At 75.1% G+C, this 15,523-nt stretch carries 15 protein-coding genes; 7 read left to right on the top strand and 8 right to left on the bottom strand.

Annotated features, from left to right (window positions below; all coding sequences use genetic code 11):
* Nucleotides 1-18: 18 nt before the first annotated feature.
* The gene (locus A2U95_RS24375; protein ID WP_166026790.1) at nt 19-681 is read left to right on the top strand and encodes an acetoacetate decarboxylase family protein; all 663 of its coding nucleotides are present in this window, start codon (nt 19-21) and stop codon (nt 679-681) included.
* Here A2U95_RS24375 and A2U95_RS24380 read toward each other — a convergent pair.
* The gene (locus A2U95_RS24380) at nt 620-1,621 is read right to left on the bottom strand and encodes a helix-turn-helix transcriptional regulator (RefSeq protein ID WP_166026792.1); all 1,002 of its coding nucleotides are present in this window, start codon (nt 1,619-1,621) and stop codon (nt 620-622) included. The two genes, A2U95_RS24375 and A2U95_RS24380, sit on opposite strands and share 62 nt — an antisense overlap.
* A 123-nt stretch (nt 1,622-1,744) precedes the next feature.
* Here A2U95_RS24380 and A2U95_RS24385 point away from each other — a divergent pair, with 123 nt between their 5' ends.
* Nucleotides 1,745-2,299 carry a DinB family protein gene (locus A2U95_RS24385; protein ID WP_166026794.1) on the top strand — a complete coding sequence of 185 codons (555 nt, stop codon included), beginning with the start codon at nt 1,745-1,747 and terminating at the stop codon, nt 2,297-2,299.
* Between the two features lie 177 nt (nt 2,300-2,476).
* On the opposite strand, the gene A2U95_RS24390 is transcribed toward A2U95_RS24385, so the two are convergent.
* The 3 genes from A2U95_RS24390 to A2U95_RS24400 all read right to left on the bottom strand — a co-directional run bounded on the left by A2U95_RS24390 (nt 2,477) and on the right by A2U95_RS24400 (nt 5,448).
* Complete coding sequence (locus A2U95_RS24390) at nt 2,477-2,869, bottom strand: VOC family protein (protein WP_166026796.1); 393 nt, start codon at nt 2,867-2,869, stop codon at nt 2,477-2,479.
* A 151-nt stretch (nt 2,870-3,020) separates the two neighbouring features.
* Complete coding sequence (locus tag A2U95_RS24395; protein ID WP_166026798.1) at nt 3,021-4,433, bottom strand: FAD-dependent oxidoreductase; 1,413 nt, start codon at nt 4,431-4,433, stop codon at nt 3,021-3,023.
* A gap of 22 nt (nt 4,434-4,455) precedes the next feature.
* A complete protein-coding gene (locus tag A2U95_RS24400; protein WP_240957976.1) occupies nt 4,456-5,448 on the bottom strand; it encodes a polyprenyl synthetase family protein in 993 nt (330 codons plus the stop codon).
* A 257-nt stretch (nt 5,449-5,705) separates the two neighbouring features.
* Here A2U95_RS24400 and A2U95_RS24405 point away from each other — a divergent pair, with 257 nt between their 5' ends.
* Nucleotides 5,706-6,500 carry an SAM-dependent methyltransferase gene (locus A2U95_RS24405; protein WP_166026800.1) on the top strand — a complete coding sequence of 265 codons (795 nt, stop codon included), beginning with the start codon at nt 5,706-5,708 and terminating at the stop codon, nt 6,498-6,500.
* A gap of 93 nt (nt 6,501-6,593) precedes the next feature.
* Here the strand turns inward: A2U95_RS24405 and A2U95_RS24410 are convergent, their stop codons facing one another.
* The 4 genes from A2U95_RS24410 to A2U95_RS24425 form a co-directional block, all read right to left on the bottom strand.
* The gene (locus tag A2U95_RS24410; RefSeq protein ID WP_240957978.1) at nt 6,594-7,913 is read right to left on the bottom strand and encodes an NAD(P)/FAD-dependent oxidoreductase; all 1,320 of its coding nucleotides are present in this window, start codon (nt 7,911-7,913) and stop codon (nt 6,594-6,596) included.
* On the bottom strand, nt 7,910-8,107 hold the full coding sequence (locus A2U95_RS24415; protein ID WP_166026802.1) for a ferredoxin: 198 nt from the start codon (nt 8,105-8,107) through the stop codon (nt 7,910-7,912). The genes A2U95_RS24410 and A2U95_RS24415 overlap by 4 nt, the downstream gene beginning before the upstream one ends.
* Nucleotides 8,108-8,162: 55 nt before the next feature.
* Nucleotides 8,163-9,080 carry a pyridoxamine 5'-phosphate oxidase family protein gene (locus tag A2U95_RS24420; protein ID WP_166026804.1) on the bottom strand — a complete coding sequence of 306 codons (918 nt, stop codon included), beginning with the start codon at nt 9,078-9,080 and terminating at the stop codon, nt 8,163-8,165.
* Nucleotides 9,081-9,174: 94 nt separating this feature from the next.
* Nucleotides 9,175-9,630, bottom strand: coding sequence for a VOC family protein (locus tag A2U95_RS24425; protein ID WP_166026806.1), 456 nt, complete (start codon nt 9,628-9,630; stop codon nt 9,175-9,177).
* A gap of 159 nt (nt 9,631-9,789) precedes the next feature.
* Here A2U95_RS24425 and A2U95_RS24430 point away from each other — a divergent pair, with 159 nt between their 5' ends.
* The 4 genes from A2U95_RS24430 (at nt 9,790) to A2U95_RS24445 (ending at nt 15,156) form a co-directional block, all read left to right on the top strand.
* A complete protein-coding gene (locus tag A2U95_RS24430) occupies nt 9,790-10,362 on the top strand; it encodes a CGNR zinc finger domain-containing protein (protein ID WP_166026808.1) in 573 nt (190 codons plus the stop codon).
* A gap of 162 nt (nt 10,363-10,524) precedes the next feature.
* Nucleotides 10,525-12,762, top strand: coding sequence for a germacradienol/geosmin synthase Cyc2 (gene cyc2, locus A2U95_RS24435; RefSeq protein WP_240957990.1), 2,238 nt, complete (start codon nt 10,525-10,527; stop codon nt 12,760-12,762).
* A 231-nt stretch (nt 12,763-12,993) separates the two neighbouring features.
* On the top strand, nt 12,994-14,118 hold the full coding sequence (locus tag A2U95_RS24440; protein WP_166026810.1) for an aminopeptidase P family protein: 1,125 nt from the start codon (nt 12,994-12,996) through the stop codon (nt 14,116-14,118).
* A gap of 69 nt (nt 14,119-14,187) precedes the next feature.
* A complete protein-coding gene (locus A2U95_RS24445; protein WP_166026812.1) occupies nt 14,188-15,156 on the top strand; it encodes an aminoglycoside phosphotransferase family protein in 969 nt (322 codons plus the stop codon).
* The last annotated feature ends 367 nt before the right edge of the window (nt 15,157-15,523 follow it).

The following is a 15,523-nucleotide window of genomic DNA, read 5'->3' on the forward strand; positions in this document are numbered from 1 at the left end:
ACGGGGCACCATGAGGGGATGAGCGAAGCCGAGCCCTTTCCGCCCGAGCCGTGGGACCTGCGCGGCCGGATGCACGTCAGCGTCCTGCGGGTCCGCCCGAGCCTGCTGCCGAAGTGGCCGCTGCCCGAGGGGGTGCGCCCGCTGGTCGTCGGCGGACGCTGCGCGCTGCTGGCCTTCTGCGTCGACTACTCGCCCGAAGGCACCCTCGCCTACCGGGAGTTGCTGGTCGCGCTCGTCGTCCGGCAGGGGCGGAGGATCGGCTGCACGGCGGTGGCGGTCTGGGTGGACAGCGAACAGTCCAAGGCCGGCGGACGCGCCCTGTGGGGCATCCCCAAGGAGCTCGGGCAGTTCGCGCTGGAGCCCGGCGGAGGGCCGCCGGGGACGGAACACCTCCGGCTCCGCGCACCCGGGACCGGCGAGGTCCGTGCCGCCTTCCGGCCCGGCCGTCCGCTGCCGGGCAGGCTGCCGGTGCGGACCCGGCTGCTCCAGGAGGCCGACGGCGAGGTGCTGGCCGTCCCCGCCCGCCTCACCGGCAGGCCCGCCCTGACCAAGGCGTCCTTCCGCCCCGACCCCGCGGGAGCGCTGGCCTTCCTCGGCCGGGTCCGCCCGCTGCTGTCGTTCACCCTGGAGGACTTCCGGTTCCGGGTGGGTTTCCGGCCCCCGCGCGACCGGCTCGGCTGAACCGGTCGCCCCACTCCCGCACCCGGTCCGCCAGCTCCGGCGGTGCGACGACGCGGAACTCCGCGCCCGTCATGCCCAGGGCGAGCAACGGCCAGCTCAGGTCGTCCGTCGTCATCCGCACCAGACAGCGGCCCTCCTCCGCCTCCTCGACCTCGGCCCAGCGGCCGATGCGCCGCAGGACCGCCTCCGCCGGGGCCTCGACGCTCGCCTCGATCCGGTGCGGTCGCGGCAGGCCCTCCAGCCCCGCCCGCACGAACGCCGCGGCGTCCGCGGCCGGCAGCTCCCGGGGGCGGAACCGGGCGCCGGTACCCTCCGGGGCGGTCAGCCGGTCCAGCCGGAAGCTGCGCCAGGCGGCCCGGTCCAGGTCGTAGGCGACCAGGTACCAGCGCCGCCCCAGCGGCACCAGCCGGTGCGGTTCCGCGTGGCGCTCGGTCCGGGCGCCGTCGGCGGCGCGGTAACCGAACCTGAGCCGCTCCTCGTCCCGGCAGGCCAGCGCCACCGTCGTCAGCGCCGACGGATCCACGCCGGGCTCCCCGCCGCCGCTCCACACGGCCGGCACCGTCACCGCCCGCAGCGCCTCCACCCGGCGGCGCAGCCGGGCCGGCATCACCCGCACCACCTTCGCCAGCGCCCGCACCGAGGACTCCGCCATCCCCTCCACCGCGTTCTGCGCCGCCGTCTGGAGGCCCACGACCAGGGCCACCGCCTCCTCGTCGTCGATCACCAGCGGCGGCAGCGCCGCCCCGGCCGCCAGCTGGTAGCCGCCGTCCGCGCCGCGCTGGGCCTCCACCGGATAACCGAGCTCGCGCAGCCGGTCGACGTCCCGCCGCAGGGTGCGGGTCGAGACGCCGAGCCGGTCGGCGAGCTCGGCGCCCGGCCAGTAGCGGTGCGTCTGCAGCAGGGAGAGCAGTCGCAGGGTGCGTGAGCTGGTGTTCGCCATGCACCCCAGTGTGGCGGTCATTGCGGACGGAAAGTGGCCGCAATGACTCCTAGCGTGGGACATGTCCGAGGGCGAGGGGCGTCAGGCCCCCCGTGGCGAAGCGATGCGAAGGCGGAGACCGAGATGAGCGTCAACGAGATGATCACGACGGGCGGCACCACCGGGACCCTGACCGGCGAGCGCGCCGACCTGCTGGAGGTCCTGGCCCGGCACCGCGAGTTCCTGCGCGTCACCACGCGGGGCCTCACCGACGACCAGGCACGCCTGCGGACCACGGCCGGCGAGCTGTGCCTGGGCGGGCTGGTCAAGCACGTCGCCGCCGTGGAGAAGGGCTGGGTGGACTTCATCCTGGAGGGGCCGTCGTCGATGGGCGACTTCACCGCCATGACGGAGGCCGACCTGGCGGCGCGCGCCGCGGAGTTCCAGCTGCTGCCCGACGAGACGCTGGCCGGTGTGCTCGACGCCTACGCGGAGGTGGCGGCCCGCACCGACGGCCTGGTGGCCACCCTGCCCGACCTGGACGCGAGCCACCCGCTGCCGAAGGCGCCCTGGTTCGAGGCGGGCGGCCGCTGGTCGGCGCGGCGGACCCTGCTCCACATCGTCGCGGAGACCGCGCAGCACGCGGGCCACGCGGACATCATCCGCGAGAGCCTGGACGGGGCGAAGACCATGGGCTGACCGGTCCGCAACCGCGTCGTCCCCACGGCACCGCCCGCGGGCGGCCCGGCGGGCCGGGGCAGGCGGTCACCGCCCCCCCCCGCGCCGGCCGCGGGGCGATCCGCCACGGGGGGTGGAGGCCGCGCCGCAGCGCGGCCTCCACCGCTCCCGCGGGGCGAGCCGGTGGCTCCGGCCCGTTCAGGGGCGTGCGTACGGCCGGGTCATGATCTCCATGTTGTGGCCGTTCGGATCGGCGAAGTACGCGCCGCGTCCGCCGAACAGCCGGTTGAAGCGCCCCGGTTCGGTGTGGTGCGGGTCGGCGAAGTAGGTGACGCCCAGCGTCTCCAGCCGGGAGAGCATCGCGTCGAACTCCTCGTCCGGGACCAGGAAGGCGTAGTGCTGGCCCTGGACGGGCTCGTGGCGCTGCTCGTAGAAGTCGAGCGTGACGCCGTTGCCGAGGTCGACCGGGAGGAACGGGCCGAAGGGGGCCCCGACCCGCAGTCCCAGGACGGCGGCGAGGAACTGGGCGGACAGTTCGCGATCCCCGGCAAGGACGGCGACGTGGTCGAGCTGGACTGCGGTGACGGGCATGGGGGAGAGGGCTCCAGGTGTCGGTTCCGGAAAAAGGGGTGCGGGGATCCGGAACCGGTGGCGGGCCGCGGGCCCGCGCCGGACTCATGCCGAGGCCGGGCGCCTCACTCGTGCGTGGCCCGTGGCCGACCCGGCAGTCATGGGCGGCAGTCTAGGCGAACACCGCGTCCGCCGGTACGGGCAGTCCCGCCGCCCGGAGCTCCGCCCCGGTCAGCGGCGGCCCGTCCAGCAGGGGCTTCCTGCGGCCGAGCAGCAGCAGGAACAGCATGTCCGGCCGCATGAGCCTGGTCGCGGGCCGTTCCATGCTCATCACGTCCAGCAGGATCCGCAGCGCGCGCGGATTGCGGGCCCCCGCGTCCACGGCCCGGTCCACGTACCGGGCCAGCAGCCGTTCCGTCACGGCCGGCGGCCGGTCCGCGGCGTCCGGGTGGAAGACGTCCTGTCCGACCGCCAGGTTCCACGCGTTCTCGACGGGGCGGGCCGCGGCCCGCTGGACGCGGCGTGCGGTGAGCGGGTCGGTCAGGTCGTGCCGGCGCAGCACCTCGCGCAGGGCCACGACGCTCTGCGCGGCGGCGCTCAGACCGTGGCCGTAGACAGGGTTGTAGCCCGCGATCGCGTCGCCGAGGATCACGAAGCCGGCGGGCAGACGCCTGGCCCGTTCGTAGTAGCGCCGCCGGTTGGCGGTGCTGCGGGTGGTGACCACCGGCCCCAACGGCTCGGCCTGCGCGAGCAGTTCGCCGATCACCGGATGGGGCAGGGAGCGCGCGAACGGGACGAACGCGTCCGGGTCGGACGTCGGCCGGCCCTCACGGCTGCCGGCCAGGGTGACCAGCCAGCGCCCGCCCTCGACCGGGTTGAGGATGCCGCCCCGCCCCACCGGGGCGTGCGGGTCCGCCTGGACGTTGACGACCGGGAACCGCCCGACGGCCCCGGCCGGGGCGCGGTAGAGGCGGCTGGCGTAACCGATCCCGGCGTCCACCGTGCGCTCGGGCACCGGCGGCAGGCCCAGCTCGGCCAGCCAGACGGGCGCCCGGCCCGAGCGTCCGCTCGCGTCCACCACCAGGCCGGCGGCGAGCCGTTCCCGCGCACCGCCCCCGCCCGCGACGAGGTCGACGCCGGTGACCAGGCCGGGGCCGCCGGCCAGTCCGACCGCCTCGGCGCCCGACCGCAGGGTCACCCGGGGGTTCCGCAGCACCCGGTCGCGGACCACGCAGTCCAGCAGGTCCCGGCTGCACACCACGTTGGTGTGCCAGGAGTGGGTGAAGCGGCGGAACCACTGGCCCGAGGGGGCCTTGGAGACCAGGTCCGTCATGATGTCGGCGCACCACGCGCCCCGGGCCGTCAGCTCCTCCGTGAGACCGGGCAGCAGCGACTCCATCGCCTTGACGCCGCCGGACCACAGCACGTGCGCGTGCCGCGCCTGCGGCAGCCCCCGGCGCGGCTCGGGCCCGTCGGGGAGCAGGTCGCGTTCGACGACGGTGACGTCGGCGTGCTCGGCCAGGACGGCGGCGGCGAGCATTCCGGTGATGCTGCCGCCGACGACGACTGCGGTGCGGCGGGACATGGGCGGACTCTTTCGCGAGGGGTCACAGGACCGGGGCCGGAGTGCGGAGGGAGAGACGGGAGGCCTGGCCTATCAGGTCGTACAGGCAGGAGGCGTAGGGATCCCGTCCGGACAAGCGGTCGAGGACGCCGTGCGAGCGGCTGCGGTAGGTCTCCAGGTCCTGCCGGAAGCCCTCCAGCGCCGGACCGGAGAGCAGCAGCTCCAGGAGTTCCGCGCGGGCCTGCGGCGAGGTGCGGGCCGCCGCGCGGAGGCAGTGCAGCCGGGCGGAGTCCGCGGGGGAGGCCGCCTCGTGGGAGCAGGCCAGGAGGTGGGTGACGGTGCCGTTGCGCAGGTCCTCGTGGCGGCCGGAGGTGATGTCCTCCTGGTCGTTGAAGAGCTGCCAGAGGATGCCGAGGAGGTCACCGAACTCCCGCCACAGGAGCGTGCGTTCCGGCTCCGCCCCGGCGAGCAGCGAGGCCATCGCGGTGATCATGGCGAAGGGGGCGCCGGACTTGCCGCGGTAGGCGGCCAGCACCGCCTCGCGGCGCGGCACGTCGCTCGTGCAACCGCGCAGGTCGGCCAGCTGACCGGCCACCGCCGCGAGTCCGCAGGCGGTGAACTCGGCGGTGAGGACGGGGCGCACGGGGGCGGGCAGGCGCGGTGAGTCCAGCAGGCGCAACGGCAGCAGGCTGCCGGCCGCCAGGGTGGTCAGCACCGCCTCGTGCCCCGAGGGAGCCGGCCCGGCGCCGGCGGCTTCCGCGTCCGCGAGGTCGTCGAGGCGGCAGGCGGCCGTCCACCACAGCAGGTGCACCACCGCCAGCGGCAGCGCGGGCTCCGGGTCGCCGGTCTCGGCGCCGTGCACCGCGAGGGGCAGGACCGACAGCGGGTACCGCATCGTCTGCCGGCGCATCAACTCCTCGCAGGAGGACCGCAACAGGTCGCCCGGCGGCCCGGCCAGTCCGAGCGCCGCCGCCACCTCGGCGCGGATGGCGTCGGCGTGGCGGGCGTGAAGGTCCTGGTAGGTCAGGGAAGGCACGCGTTTCCCCCGTCAGCCCCTGCGTATGAAGTGGAGCTTGATTCGAACACCCTTGATCGGGGGGAAGCCAGAGCAAGTTTCGGCCAGGGCGACCGATTGCCGATGATCCATGATCGCGGACGATCGACCGGGGTGGGGATTCGGCCAACTCTTGTGCACGATGTTGATGTTGATGTCTAAGTTCGTTTCGACAGGCCGTTTTGACGGAGCGACGTCAGGATCGCCAGCCGCTGCCCCACGGCCGGAGGAGAACACACATGACCACGCAGCCCCACCGCCCCATCGACACCTCGGTCCCCCACTCGGCCCGCATCTGGAACTACTGGCTGGGGGGCAAGGACAACTACCCGGTCGACGAGGAGGCCGGCAACGCCTACACCGCCGTCTTCCCCGGCATCACCACCATCGCCCGCTCCAGCCGCGCCTTCCTGGGCCGCAGCATCCGCCACCTGGTGGTGGAATGCGGGATACGGCAGTTCCTCGACGTCGGCACCGGCCTGCCCACCAGCGACAACACGCACGAGGTTGCCCAGCGGCACGCCCCCGACGCGCGGATCGTCTACGTCGACAACGACCCGCTGGTCCTCACCCACGCCCGCGCGCTGCTGACCTCCACCCCCGAGGGCACCACCGCCTACCTCGACGCCGACCTCTACCGGCCCGAGGCCATCATCGAGGCCGCCGCCGAGACCCTCGACCTGACCAGGCCCACCGCGCTGATCCTCAGCGGCACCCTCGGTCACGTCCGTGACCACGCCACCGCCCGGGACCTGGTGCGGCGGCTGATGGCCGGCCTGCCCACGGGCAGCTACCTCTGCGTCAACGACGGCTCCCGCGGCGTGGACCCCGAGTACGAGCGCGCGCAGGACGGCTACAACGAGACCGGCGCCGTCCCGTACTTCCTGCGTCCCGTCGAGGAGATCGAGGCGTACTTCGAGGGCATGGAGATGGTCGAGCCGGGCGTGGTCTCCGTACCGCTTTGGCACCCGGAGGAGGGCGCCGACACCACCCCGATCGGCCAGCACGGCGGCGTCGGCCGCAAGGTCCGCTAGGTCCCGTCCGGCGGGGCGTCCGCGGCCGCCCGGATCCCGCCGGCACGCCGCCCGGATCCCGCCGGCACGCCGCCGGCATCCGGGCGGCTCCGCTCACGCCCGCGGTGCCTCCTCGCGGCGGCCCGGCGGCCGCGCGGAGGCGGGCGGCGGGTCCTCGGCGCGGCGGTCCCGGCCGGACCCGAAGGGGAGGCACCCGTCGCTCAGGCGCTCCCGCAGGGCGGAGCGGTAGGCCGCCAGCCGGCCCGTCCGCCCGACGGTCAGCGCTCCGACCAGCCGGCCCGCACGGTGGTAGCTGATCTCCAGCCGGCGGCCCGCCAGGTCGTGCTCCACGACCCGCGTCTCGTCGGCGGCGGCGGGCAGGCCCACCGAGCGGATCCTGACGCCGTGCAGGTCCGACCAGAAGGACGGCACGGCCGCGAACGGCCCGGGTGCCCGGGCCGGGTCCCGCCCGGCCAGGAGCGTGGCGGCCGCCGCCTCGCCCTGCTCGACGGCGTTGGTCCAGTGGCCGAGCGTCAGGCGTTCGCCGTCGGCCAGCGGCTGCGGCACGCGCGCCACGTCGCCGGCCGCCACCACGTCGGGCACGACCGAACCGTCGGCGCGCAGGACACGCAGACGGGGGTCGCAGTGGACGCCGCCGTCGTGAGCGAGGCCGGAGCCGGCCAGCCAGCCCGTCGACGGCACTCCGCCCAGGGCCAGGACCGCCGTGCCGGCCCGCACCGCGGTGCCGTCGTCGAGGCGGACGCCGGCCAGCCGGCCGTCGGCCCCGGTCAGGAAGCCCTCCACGGTGGTGCCGGTCCTCAGCGCGACGCCCGCCTCGCGGTGGAGCGCGGCGACGTAGGCGCCCGCGGTGGTGCCGACGGCGCGCTCCAGGGGCTGGGACGCCGCTTCGACGAGGGTGACGTCCAGCCCGCGCCCGCGGGCGGCGGCGGCGATCTCACCGCCGAGGAACCCGGCGCCGATGACGACGAGCGGCCCTCCCGCCGCCAACGCGGCCCGCAGGACGAGCGCGTCGTCCCAGCCGCGCAGCGTGAGCACGCCGGCCGGTGGCGGAGGCTTCGTGGCCGGCCAGCCGCGGGCGGCCGATCCGGTGGCGACGACCAGCCCGTCGTACGGCAGCCGCGCGCCGTCCGCGAGGGTGACGGTCCTCGCCGCGAGGTCCAGGCGGACCGCCGCCTGCCCGAGCCGCCAGCGGGCCTCCAGCCCCGGCGGCACGGGCAGCTCGGTGCCGGACGGCGGGCCGGGGGCGGTCAGTACCCGCTTGGACAGCGGCGGCCGGTCGTAGGGCGGGCGCGGTTCGTCGCCCACGATGGTCAGGGTGCCGGTGAAACCCCGCTCGCGCAGGGCCCGGGCGGCCCGCAGCCCGGCGAGCGAGGCGCCCACGACGACCAGTGCGCGGCGGTCCCCGGCCCTCACGGGACGGCCGGCGAGACGGTGACGGCGCGGACCGGGCAGAGGGCCGCGGCCCTCTCGGCCCTGTCGAGCAGCGCGTCGGAGGGGGTGGTCTCGTGGACGAGGCGGTCGTCGTCGTCGAAGGAGAAGATCTCCGGCGCCGCGAAGACGCACTGTCCGTGACTCTCGCAGAGGTTCATGTCCACGGTGATCTGCATGGTGGCTCCGTAGGGTCCCGTGATGGTCGTGGATGCGTGCGGTGGGGTGCGGACGTCAGCGGACCGGGGGGTTGAAGCGCGAGTAGCCGGGCCTGGTCCACCGCAGCGGCGAGGCGGCGGTGATCTCCCGCACGGCTTCGACGGAGAACTCGACCAGGCGCTGCGCGCCGGGCACCCCGGCGATCTCCTCGGCGTCCCACACGGTGTGCGCGCTGCCGGACAGGTGCAGGGTGGCGCCCGTCTCCCAGTCCGGGACCAGGATGCCCGCCGAGGCGTTGAGCAGCAGGTTGCCCAGGGTCAGGAACATGGCATTGCCGGCGTAGTCGGGCCAGCGCAGCAGGGTGGGCGAGAGCACCTGGACGAAGCCCGGGTTGCCGCCGCGGTGGGAGGAGTCCGCGTCGCCGCTGTCGGAGGCGGTGGTGACGAAGAACGTGTCGGCCGTGCGCACCGCCTGCTGCTGGGCCGGGCCGAGTTCGGTGCCGTCGGTGACGGTGCGGTCCGCCGTCCCGTCCTCGCCCGGCCCGGCCCGGCGGTACTCCCGCTTCTGCAGGTACTTGGGGCAGTTGGCGATGACCTGGTCGAGGTCGACGCGCAGACCGTCACCGTCCCGGCGGGCCCGGCCGTTGATGCGCATCCGGCGCCGGGTGGCGGGTTCGACGGCGATCATCCCGACCCGGACGGCCGATCCGCCGGTCAGGATCCCGGCCAGCGGGTCCTCCGGCAGGGGCAGGGCGTCGATCACGACGGTGCGGGGGTCGGGCACCCGCAGGAACCCGGTCTCGCCCGTCAGCTGGGTGGTCCAGACGCGGCCGTCGTGGTCGGTGCCGCCCAGCACGATCAGCGGCTGGGCGGCGAGGAAGTCCTCCGCGACGGGCGGGATGCTCCCGCCGATGCCGCCGAGCGAGAACTCCGCCTGCCTGGCGAGGCCGGCGCGTTCCTGCACCGCGATCTCGCCCCTGTGGTACGTGGCCACGGCATGTCCTTTCCGAGCGTGCCGGTGTGTGGGTGTCCGGTGCCCACCGGGGTGCCGGGCCGGGGCGCCGGCCCCCGGTGGACCGGAGGGCTTCCTAGAAGAAGCCGCAGGTGGGTGCGCCGGGGGTGGGGGCGTCGGCCGGGTCGGCACCCGTGGGCGCGTAGATCTCCAGGCGGATGCCGTCCGGGTCGGTGAAGAAGATGCCGCCGGAGGTGCCGTTCTCGCCGTGGGGGACGACGCCGTCGTAGGCGAACCCGGTGCCCAGGCCGCGCAGCACCTCTTCGGCGGCCTTGACCTCCTCGACGGTCTCGACCTGGAACGACAGGTGGTGCAGCCCCGGACGGTCGGTGGGGAACGTGCCCGTGCTCTGCTGCCACAGCGCCACGAGCATCCGGCCGTCCCGGCCCAGGAACGCCCAGCGGCGGTCGTCCTCCTTGCCCTCCGCCATCACCTCGAAGTCGAACACGCTGCGGTAGAAGGCCAGGGAGCGCTCGAGGTCGGTCACGTTCACTCCCACGTGACCGGTCTGCAGGGTCTTCGTCTTGGTCATGGTCCCTCACATGCCTTCACTCGTCGTCACGAGTCCGCCTCGCAACCGTTGAAAATGACTTTAAGGGTTAGGCGCGGGAGCGTCAACCGCTGATCAACGGATGACCGGTTACGATGGCCGTGCAATTCAGCCGTCACCGCGAAGGAAGGACGCCGCACCGTGCCGCCCACTCCGGAGGCCGACCCCCGTCCCCTGACCGACGAGCCGCTCGGCATCGACCTGCTCAACACCCGCTGGATCGACGGCACCGGCCGTCACGACCTGCTGGACTCGCTCGACGGGCTGGCGGCCTGGCTCGCCGGCCCCCTGGTGAGCCGGGCCCTCGGCGGCGTGCCGGCACCGGCGGACCACGACACGCTGCGGCACCTGCTCCAGGCGCGCGCCGCCCTGGACGAGGCGGTCGCCGACCCGCGGCACCCGGACGCCGGCGCCGTCGAGGCCCTCAACGCCGTGCTCGCGCACGGCCGCAGGGGGCTCCTGCTGCGCCCCGACGGGCCGGACACCTACGTCGAGGTGGAGGACCCCTCCTGGCTGCCGGCGTGGCGGGCGGCCGAGGACTACCTGAGGCTCCTCGCGGAGCGGCCCGAGCGGATCCGGGCGTGCGGCAACCCCGAGTGCATCCTGCACTTCTACGACGTGTCCAAGAACGGCACGCGACGCTGGTGCTCGATGGCCGGCTGCGGGAACCGGGCGAAGGCGCAACGCCACTACGCACGCCAGAGGAAGGCCTGACCGCCGGGACGGTACGGAAGGCCGGGACAGCCGTGAGGTCACGCGTACCCGGCGAACCGCGTCCGCCGCCGCGGGAGTTCCCGTTCGCCCCCGTTTCACGCGAAGGTGTGGAGCGGGGACGCCCGGAGGATGGCCGGACGCGGGCCGGGGCAGGACCCGGCCATGACGCAGCCGTTCCGACTCCCGCAGTTCTACATGCCGTATCCCGCGCGACTGAACCCGCACCTCGACGAGGCCCGCGCCCACTCCACCCGGTGGGCACGGGAGATGGGGATGCTGGAGGGGTCCGGCGTATGGGAGCAGTCCGACCTCGAGGCCCACGACTACGGCCTGCTGTGCGCCTACACGCACCCCGACTGCGACGGGCCCGCCCTCTCACTGATCACCGACTGGTACGTCTGGGTCTTCTTCTTCGACGACCACTTCCTGGAGATGTTCAAGCGCGGCCTGGACCGCTCCGGCGGCCGGGCCCACCTCGACCGGCTGCCGCTCTTCATGCCGGCCGACCCGGACACCCCCGTGCCCGACCCGCGGAATCCGGTGGAGGCCGGCCTCGCCGACCTGTGGGCCCGCACCGTCCCCGCCATGTCCGCACACTGGCGCCGCCGCTTCGCCCTCGCCACCGAGCACCTGCTGAACGAGTCCCTCTGGGAGCTCTCCAACATCGGCGAGGGCCGGATCGCCAACCCCGTGGAGTACATCGAGATGCGCCGCAAGGTCGGCGGCGCCCCCTGGTCGGCCGGCCTGGTCGAGTACGCCACCGCCGAGGTCCCGCACCGGGTCGCGGGGTCCCGGCCGCTGCGCGTGCTGATGGAGACCTTCTCCGACGGCGTCCACCTGCGCAACGACCTGTTCTCCTACCAGCGCGAGGTCGAGGAGGAGGGCGAACTCAGCAACGGCGTGCTGGTCCTGGAGAACTTCTTCGGCTGCCCCACCCAGCAGGCCGCCGAGATCGTCAACGACGTCCTCACCTCCCGCCTCCACCAGTTCGAGCACACCGCCCTCACCGAGATCCCCGCCCTCGCCCTGGAGGCCGGCCTCGCCCCGGACGAACTCGCCGCCGTCGCCGCCTACGCGCGGGGACTCCAGGACTGGCAGTCCGGCGGCCACGAATGGCACCTGCGGTCCAGCCGGTACATGAACCAGGGCGCCGTCGCCGCGCGCACCGACCCGCTGCGCGGCCCCACCGGACCGGGCGCGTCCGCCGCCGACGTGCGCGCCCTGCTGGCCGCCGCCGGGGCGCAGCGGCTGCGGAACCACACCCACGTGCCGTTCCAGCGGGTCGGGCCGTCCCGCATCCCCGAACTGCCGATGCCCTTCGCCCTCACCCTCAGCCCCCACCTGCACGGCGCCCGCGGCCGCCTGCGCGACTGGGTGGAGGACATGGGCGTCTTCGCCGAAGGCGTGTGGGACGAGGACAAGCTGCGCGCCTACGACCTGCCGCTGTGCGCGGCCGGCATCCACCCCGCGGGCACCTCCGAGGCCCTCGACCTGGCCTCCGCCTGGCTGGCCTGGGGCACCTACGGCGACGACTACTACCCCCTGGTCTTCGGCCACCGCCGCGACCTGGCCGCCGCCCGGCTCACCACCGCCCGGCTGTCCGCCTGCATGCCCCTCGACGGCGGGACGGCCCCGCCGCCCGCCAACGCCATGGAACGCGGCCTCGCCGACCTGTGGGCCCGCACCACGGCCCGGATGGGTCCCGGCGACCGGCGGACCCTGCGCAGGGCCATCGACGACATGACCGAGAGCTGGGTGTGGGAACTGGCCAACCAGCTGCTCCACCGCGTGCCCGACCCGGTCGACTACCTGGAGATGCGGCGCGCCACCTTCGGCGCCGACTTCACCATGAGCCTGTGCCGGCTCGGCCACGGCCCCGCCGTGCCCCCGGAGGTCTACCGCAGCGGGCCGGTCCGCTCCCTGGAGAACGCCGCCGTCGACTACGCCTGCCTGGTCAACGACATCTTCTCGTACCAGAAGGAGGTCGAGTTCGAGGGCGAGATCCACAACGCCGTGCTGGTGGTGCAGAACTTCTTCGGCTGCGACTACCCGGACGCCCTCCGCGTCGTGCAGGACCTGGCCGCGCGGCGGATGGAGCAGTTCCAGCACGTCGTCGCCCACGAGCTGCCCGCCCTGTGCGAGGACCTCGGGCTCGGCGCGGAGACCCGCGAAGCCCTCGACGGCTACGTCGCCGACCTGCGGAACTGGATGGCGGGCATCCTCAACTGGCACCGCGAGGTCGACCGCTACAAGGACGCCTGGCTCTCCCGCCGCGCCCACCGGTTCCTGCCCGGCGCGCCGCCCGCCCCGCCGGCCGTGCCGCCGTCCACGGCGACGTCCGCCGGAGCCAGGGACCCGTTCGGCCGTCCCGTCGGGCCGCAGTTCCTGACCGCGCGCTGAAGCGGCCGGGGCCCGTCCGCCCCGGCGTGCCCCCGTCGTCCCCGCGCGCCCCGTGCCGGCGCGGCGCGGGGCGCGCGGGGGGTGTCCGGCGTGGTCAGGAGCGGGGTGGTGACCGCGGATGCGGCCCCGGAGCGGGGACCGGTGCGAGACACTGGGAACCCGGGCACACGTCCGGTGCCCGCCCCGCACCGCGTCCCCACCGCGCCCTTCACCGCCAGGGAGGCCCCCCGGATGTCAGGCCCCTTCGAACCCTTCACCGCCGACGACCACCGGGCGCGGATGGAACGCGCCGCCCGGGAGGCCGCCGCCGCCGGCCTGGCGGGCCTGCTGATCGCGCCCGGTCCGGACATGGTGTGGCTCAGCGGCTACGCCCCGCCCGCCGACACCGAGCGCCTCACCCTGCTCGCGCTGGTCCCCGGCCGGGACCCGGTCCTGGTCGTGCCCGCCCTGGAGGCGCCCGACGCCGCCAAGGCCGCGGGCGCGCCCGCCCTGACCCTGCGGGACTGGACCGACGGCGAGGACCCCTACGCCGTCGCGGCCCTGGGCCTGGACGGCGACGGCCGGTTCGGCGTCAGCGACAACACCTGGGCCCTCCACCTCCTCGGACTGGGACGTGCCCTCCCCGGCAGCTCCTACGTCGCGCTCAGCGAGGGGCTGCCGATGCTGCGCGCCGTCAAGGACGCCGTCGAACTCGAACGCATGGCCGCCGCCGGAGCCGCCGCGGACGCCGCGTTCGCGGGGATCCGCACGGTCCGGTTCGCCGGCCGCAGGGAGGAGGAGGTCGCCGCGGACCTCGCCGCCCTGCTGCGCCGCTTCGGCCACGAGCGGGTCGACTTCACCGTCGTGGGCTCCGGTCCCCACGGCGCCGATCCGCACCACGAGGCCGGGCCGCGGGTCATCGAGGAGGGCGACATGGTCGTCCTCGACTTCGGCGGCCTGATGCACGGCTACGGCTCCGACATCTCCCGCACCGTCCACGTGGGCGAGCCGACCGACGAGGAACGCCGCGTCCACGACGTCGTGCGCGAGGCCCAGGAGGCCGGGTTCCGCGCGGTCCGGCCCGGCGCCGCCTGCCAGGACGTCGACCGGGCCGCCCGCGCCGTGATCACCGAGGCCGGATACGGCGACCGCTTCATCCACCGCACCGGCCACGGCATCGGGGTCACCACCCACGAGCCGCCCTACATGGTCGAGGGCGAACGGCAGCCGCTGGTGCCCGGCATGTGCTTCTCCATCGAGCCCGGCATCTACCTCCCTGGCCGCTTCGGCGTCCGCATCGAGGACATCGTCACGGTGACCGAGGACGGGGGACGGCGCCTCAACGACGCGCCTCGTGAGATCGTGACGGTCGGCTGACCCGTGCGACACGGATCGGCCGACCGCATCCCGAACCCCCACCGGCACGAACAAAACGGCACCACCACCATGAATCAGGCACCGAAGCCCCCCTCCGCCGACGAGCTGCGCGAGCTGGTCCGCACCCTCCTTCCGTCCGGGTCGGGCGACGGCTCCTCCGGGGAGCCGGAGATCCGGCCCGTGGTCGACGAGAAGACCCCCGAACCGGAGCGCGCCCACAGCACCTGGTGGGTCGGCGACCGCCATGTGCTGCGCCTCGCCCACGACCGCGAGCAGTCGGCGCGACGCCTGCGCGAGCTGCGGCTGCGCGACCTGGTCAGGCCGCACGTGGGGGTTCCGGTGCCGGTCAGCCGGGGGCACGGCGAGTGGAACCCCGGGCTGGTCTACACGCTGGACACCCGGCTCCCGGGCGGCGCCGGGGCCCGGCACAAGGTGACCGCGCTGGGCGAGGCGGACCTCGCCGGCCTGCTCACCGGGCTCCACGCGGTGCCGCTGCGGCAGGCGGAGGCGGTCGGCGTGCCCACGGCGGCGCCGCGGTCGCTCGAGACGCTGCGGCAGAACGCCCGGCGGGCGGCACGGGACCTCGTGGCCGCCGACGAGATCGACGCGGCGTGGCTGCGACCGCTGAGCGAGGCGGGGGCGGCACAGCTGGAGGCGAGGCCGGGGACGGCGGTCCTGGTGCACCGGGCGCTGAGCGCCGAGCACCTGGTGATCAGCGAGGACGGCCGGGTGCGGGGGGTGCTCGACTGGACCGACGCGGTGCTGGGGGACCCCGCCGAGGACATCGCGGGTCTCGCCCGGGCCATCGGGTCCCCGGCGGCCGTCCGCGCGGCGACACTGGCCGGGTACGGACCGCGGCCCTGTCTGCGGGGCCTGTGGCTCGCGCGGTGCGACGCCGTCCTCCGTCTCGCGGCGCTGGTCCGGCGGTTCGGGGCGGCGGAGTCGGAGCGGCACACGCTGCTGCGGACGGAGCTCACGCAGGCGTGGGAGCCGATCCTCCTCGAACGCGTCTCCGACCTCCGCGACGAGTCCTACTGACCCCGGCCCCGTCCCGGGCCGCCGGGCCGCTCAGGGCCCCGGGCTCGCTCCGGGTCCCCGGACCCGCTCCGGGTCGCCGGGCCCTGCGGGGCCGGGCGTTCCGTATCCGTCGGCGGTGAGTGCCCTTTCCGCGGCCTGCGGCAGCCCTGCCGCCGGGGCGTCCGGGGGCCCCGGACGCGGAGTCCGGGGGGAGGGCGGGCGCAGGGTCTCACGTGCGCGCGTGAGGGCGTCCTCCGCGGAGCCGGGTCCTCCTGGAGGAAGGGGGCGGGACGGGGAGCGACGGCGTCGTCCGCCGGCCCCGCCCGCGCACGCGGCGACGAGGCCACGCGCCCGCCGTGCCGCCGGCCCGGGCACGGCGGGGCGGACT

The sequence above is a fragment of the Streptomyces chilikensis genome, assembly GCF_001642695.1.
Lineage (GTDB): Bacteria > Actinomycetota > Actinomycetes > Streptomycetales > Streptomycetaceae > Streptomyces > Streptomyces chilikensis.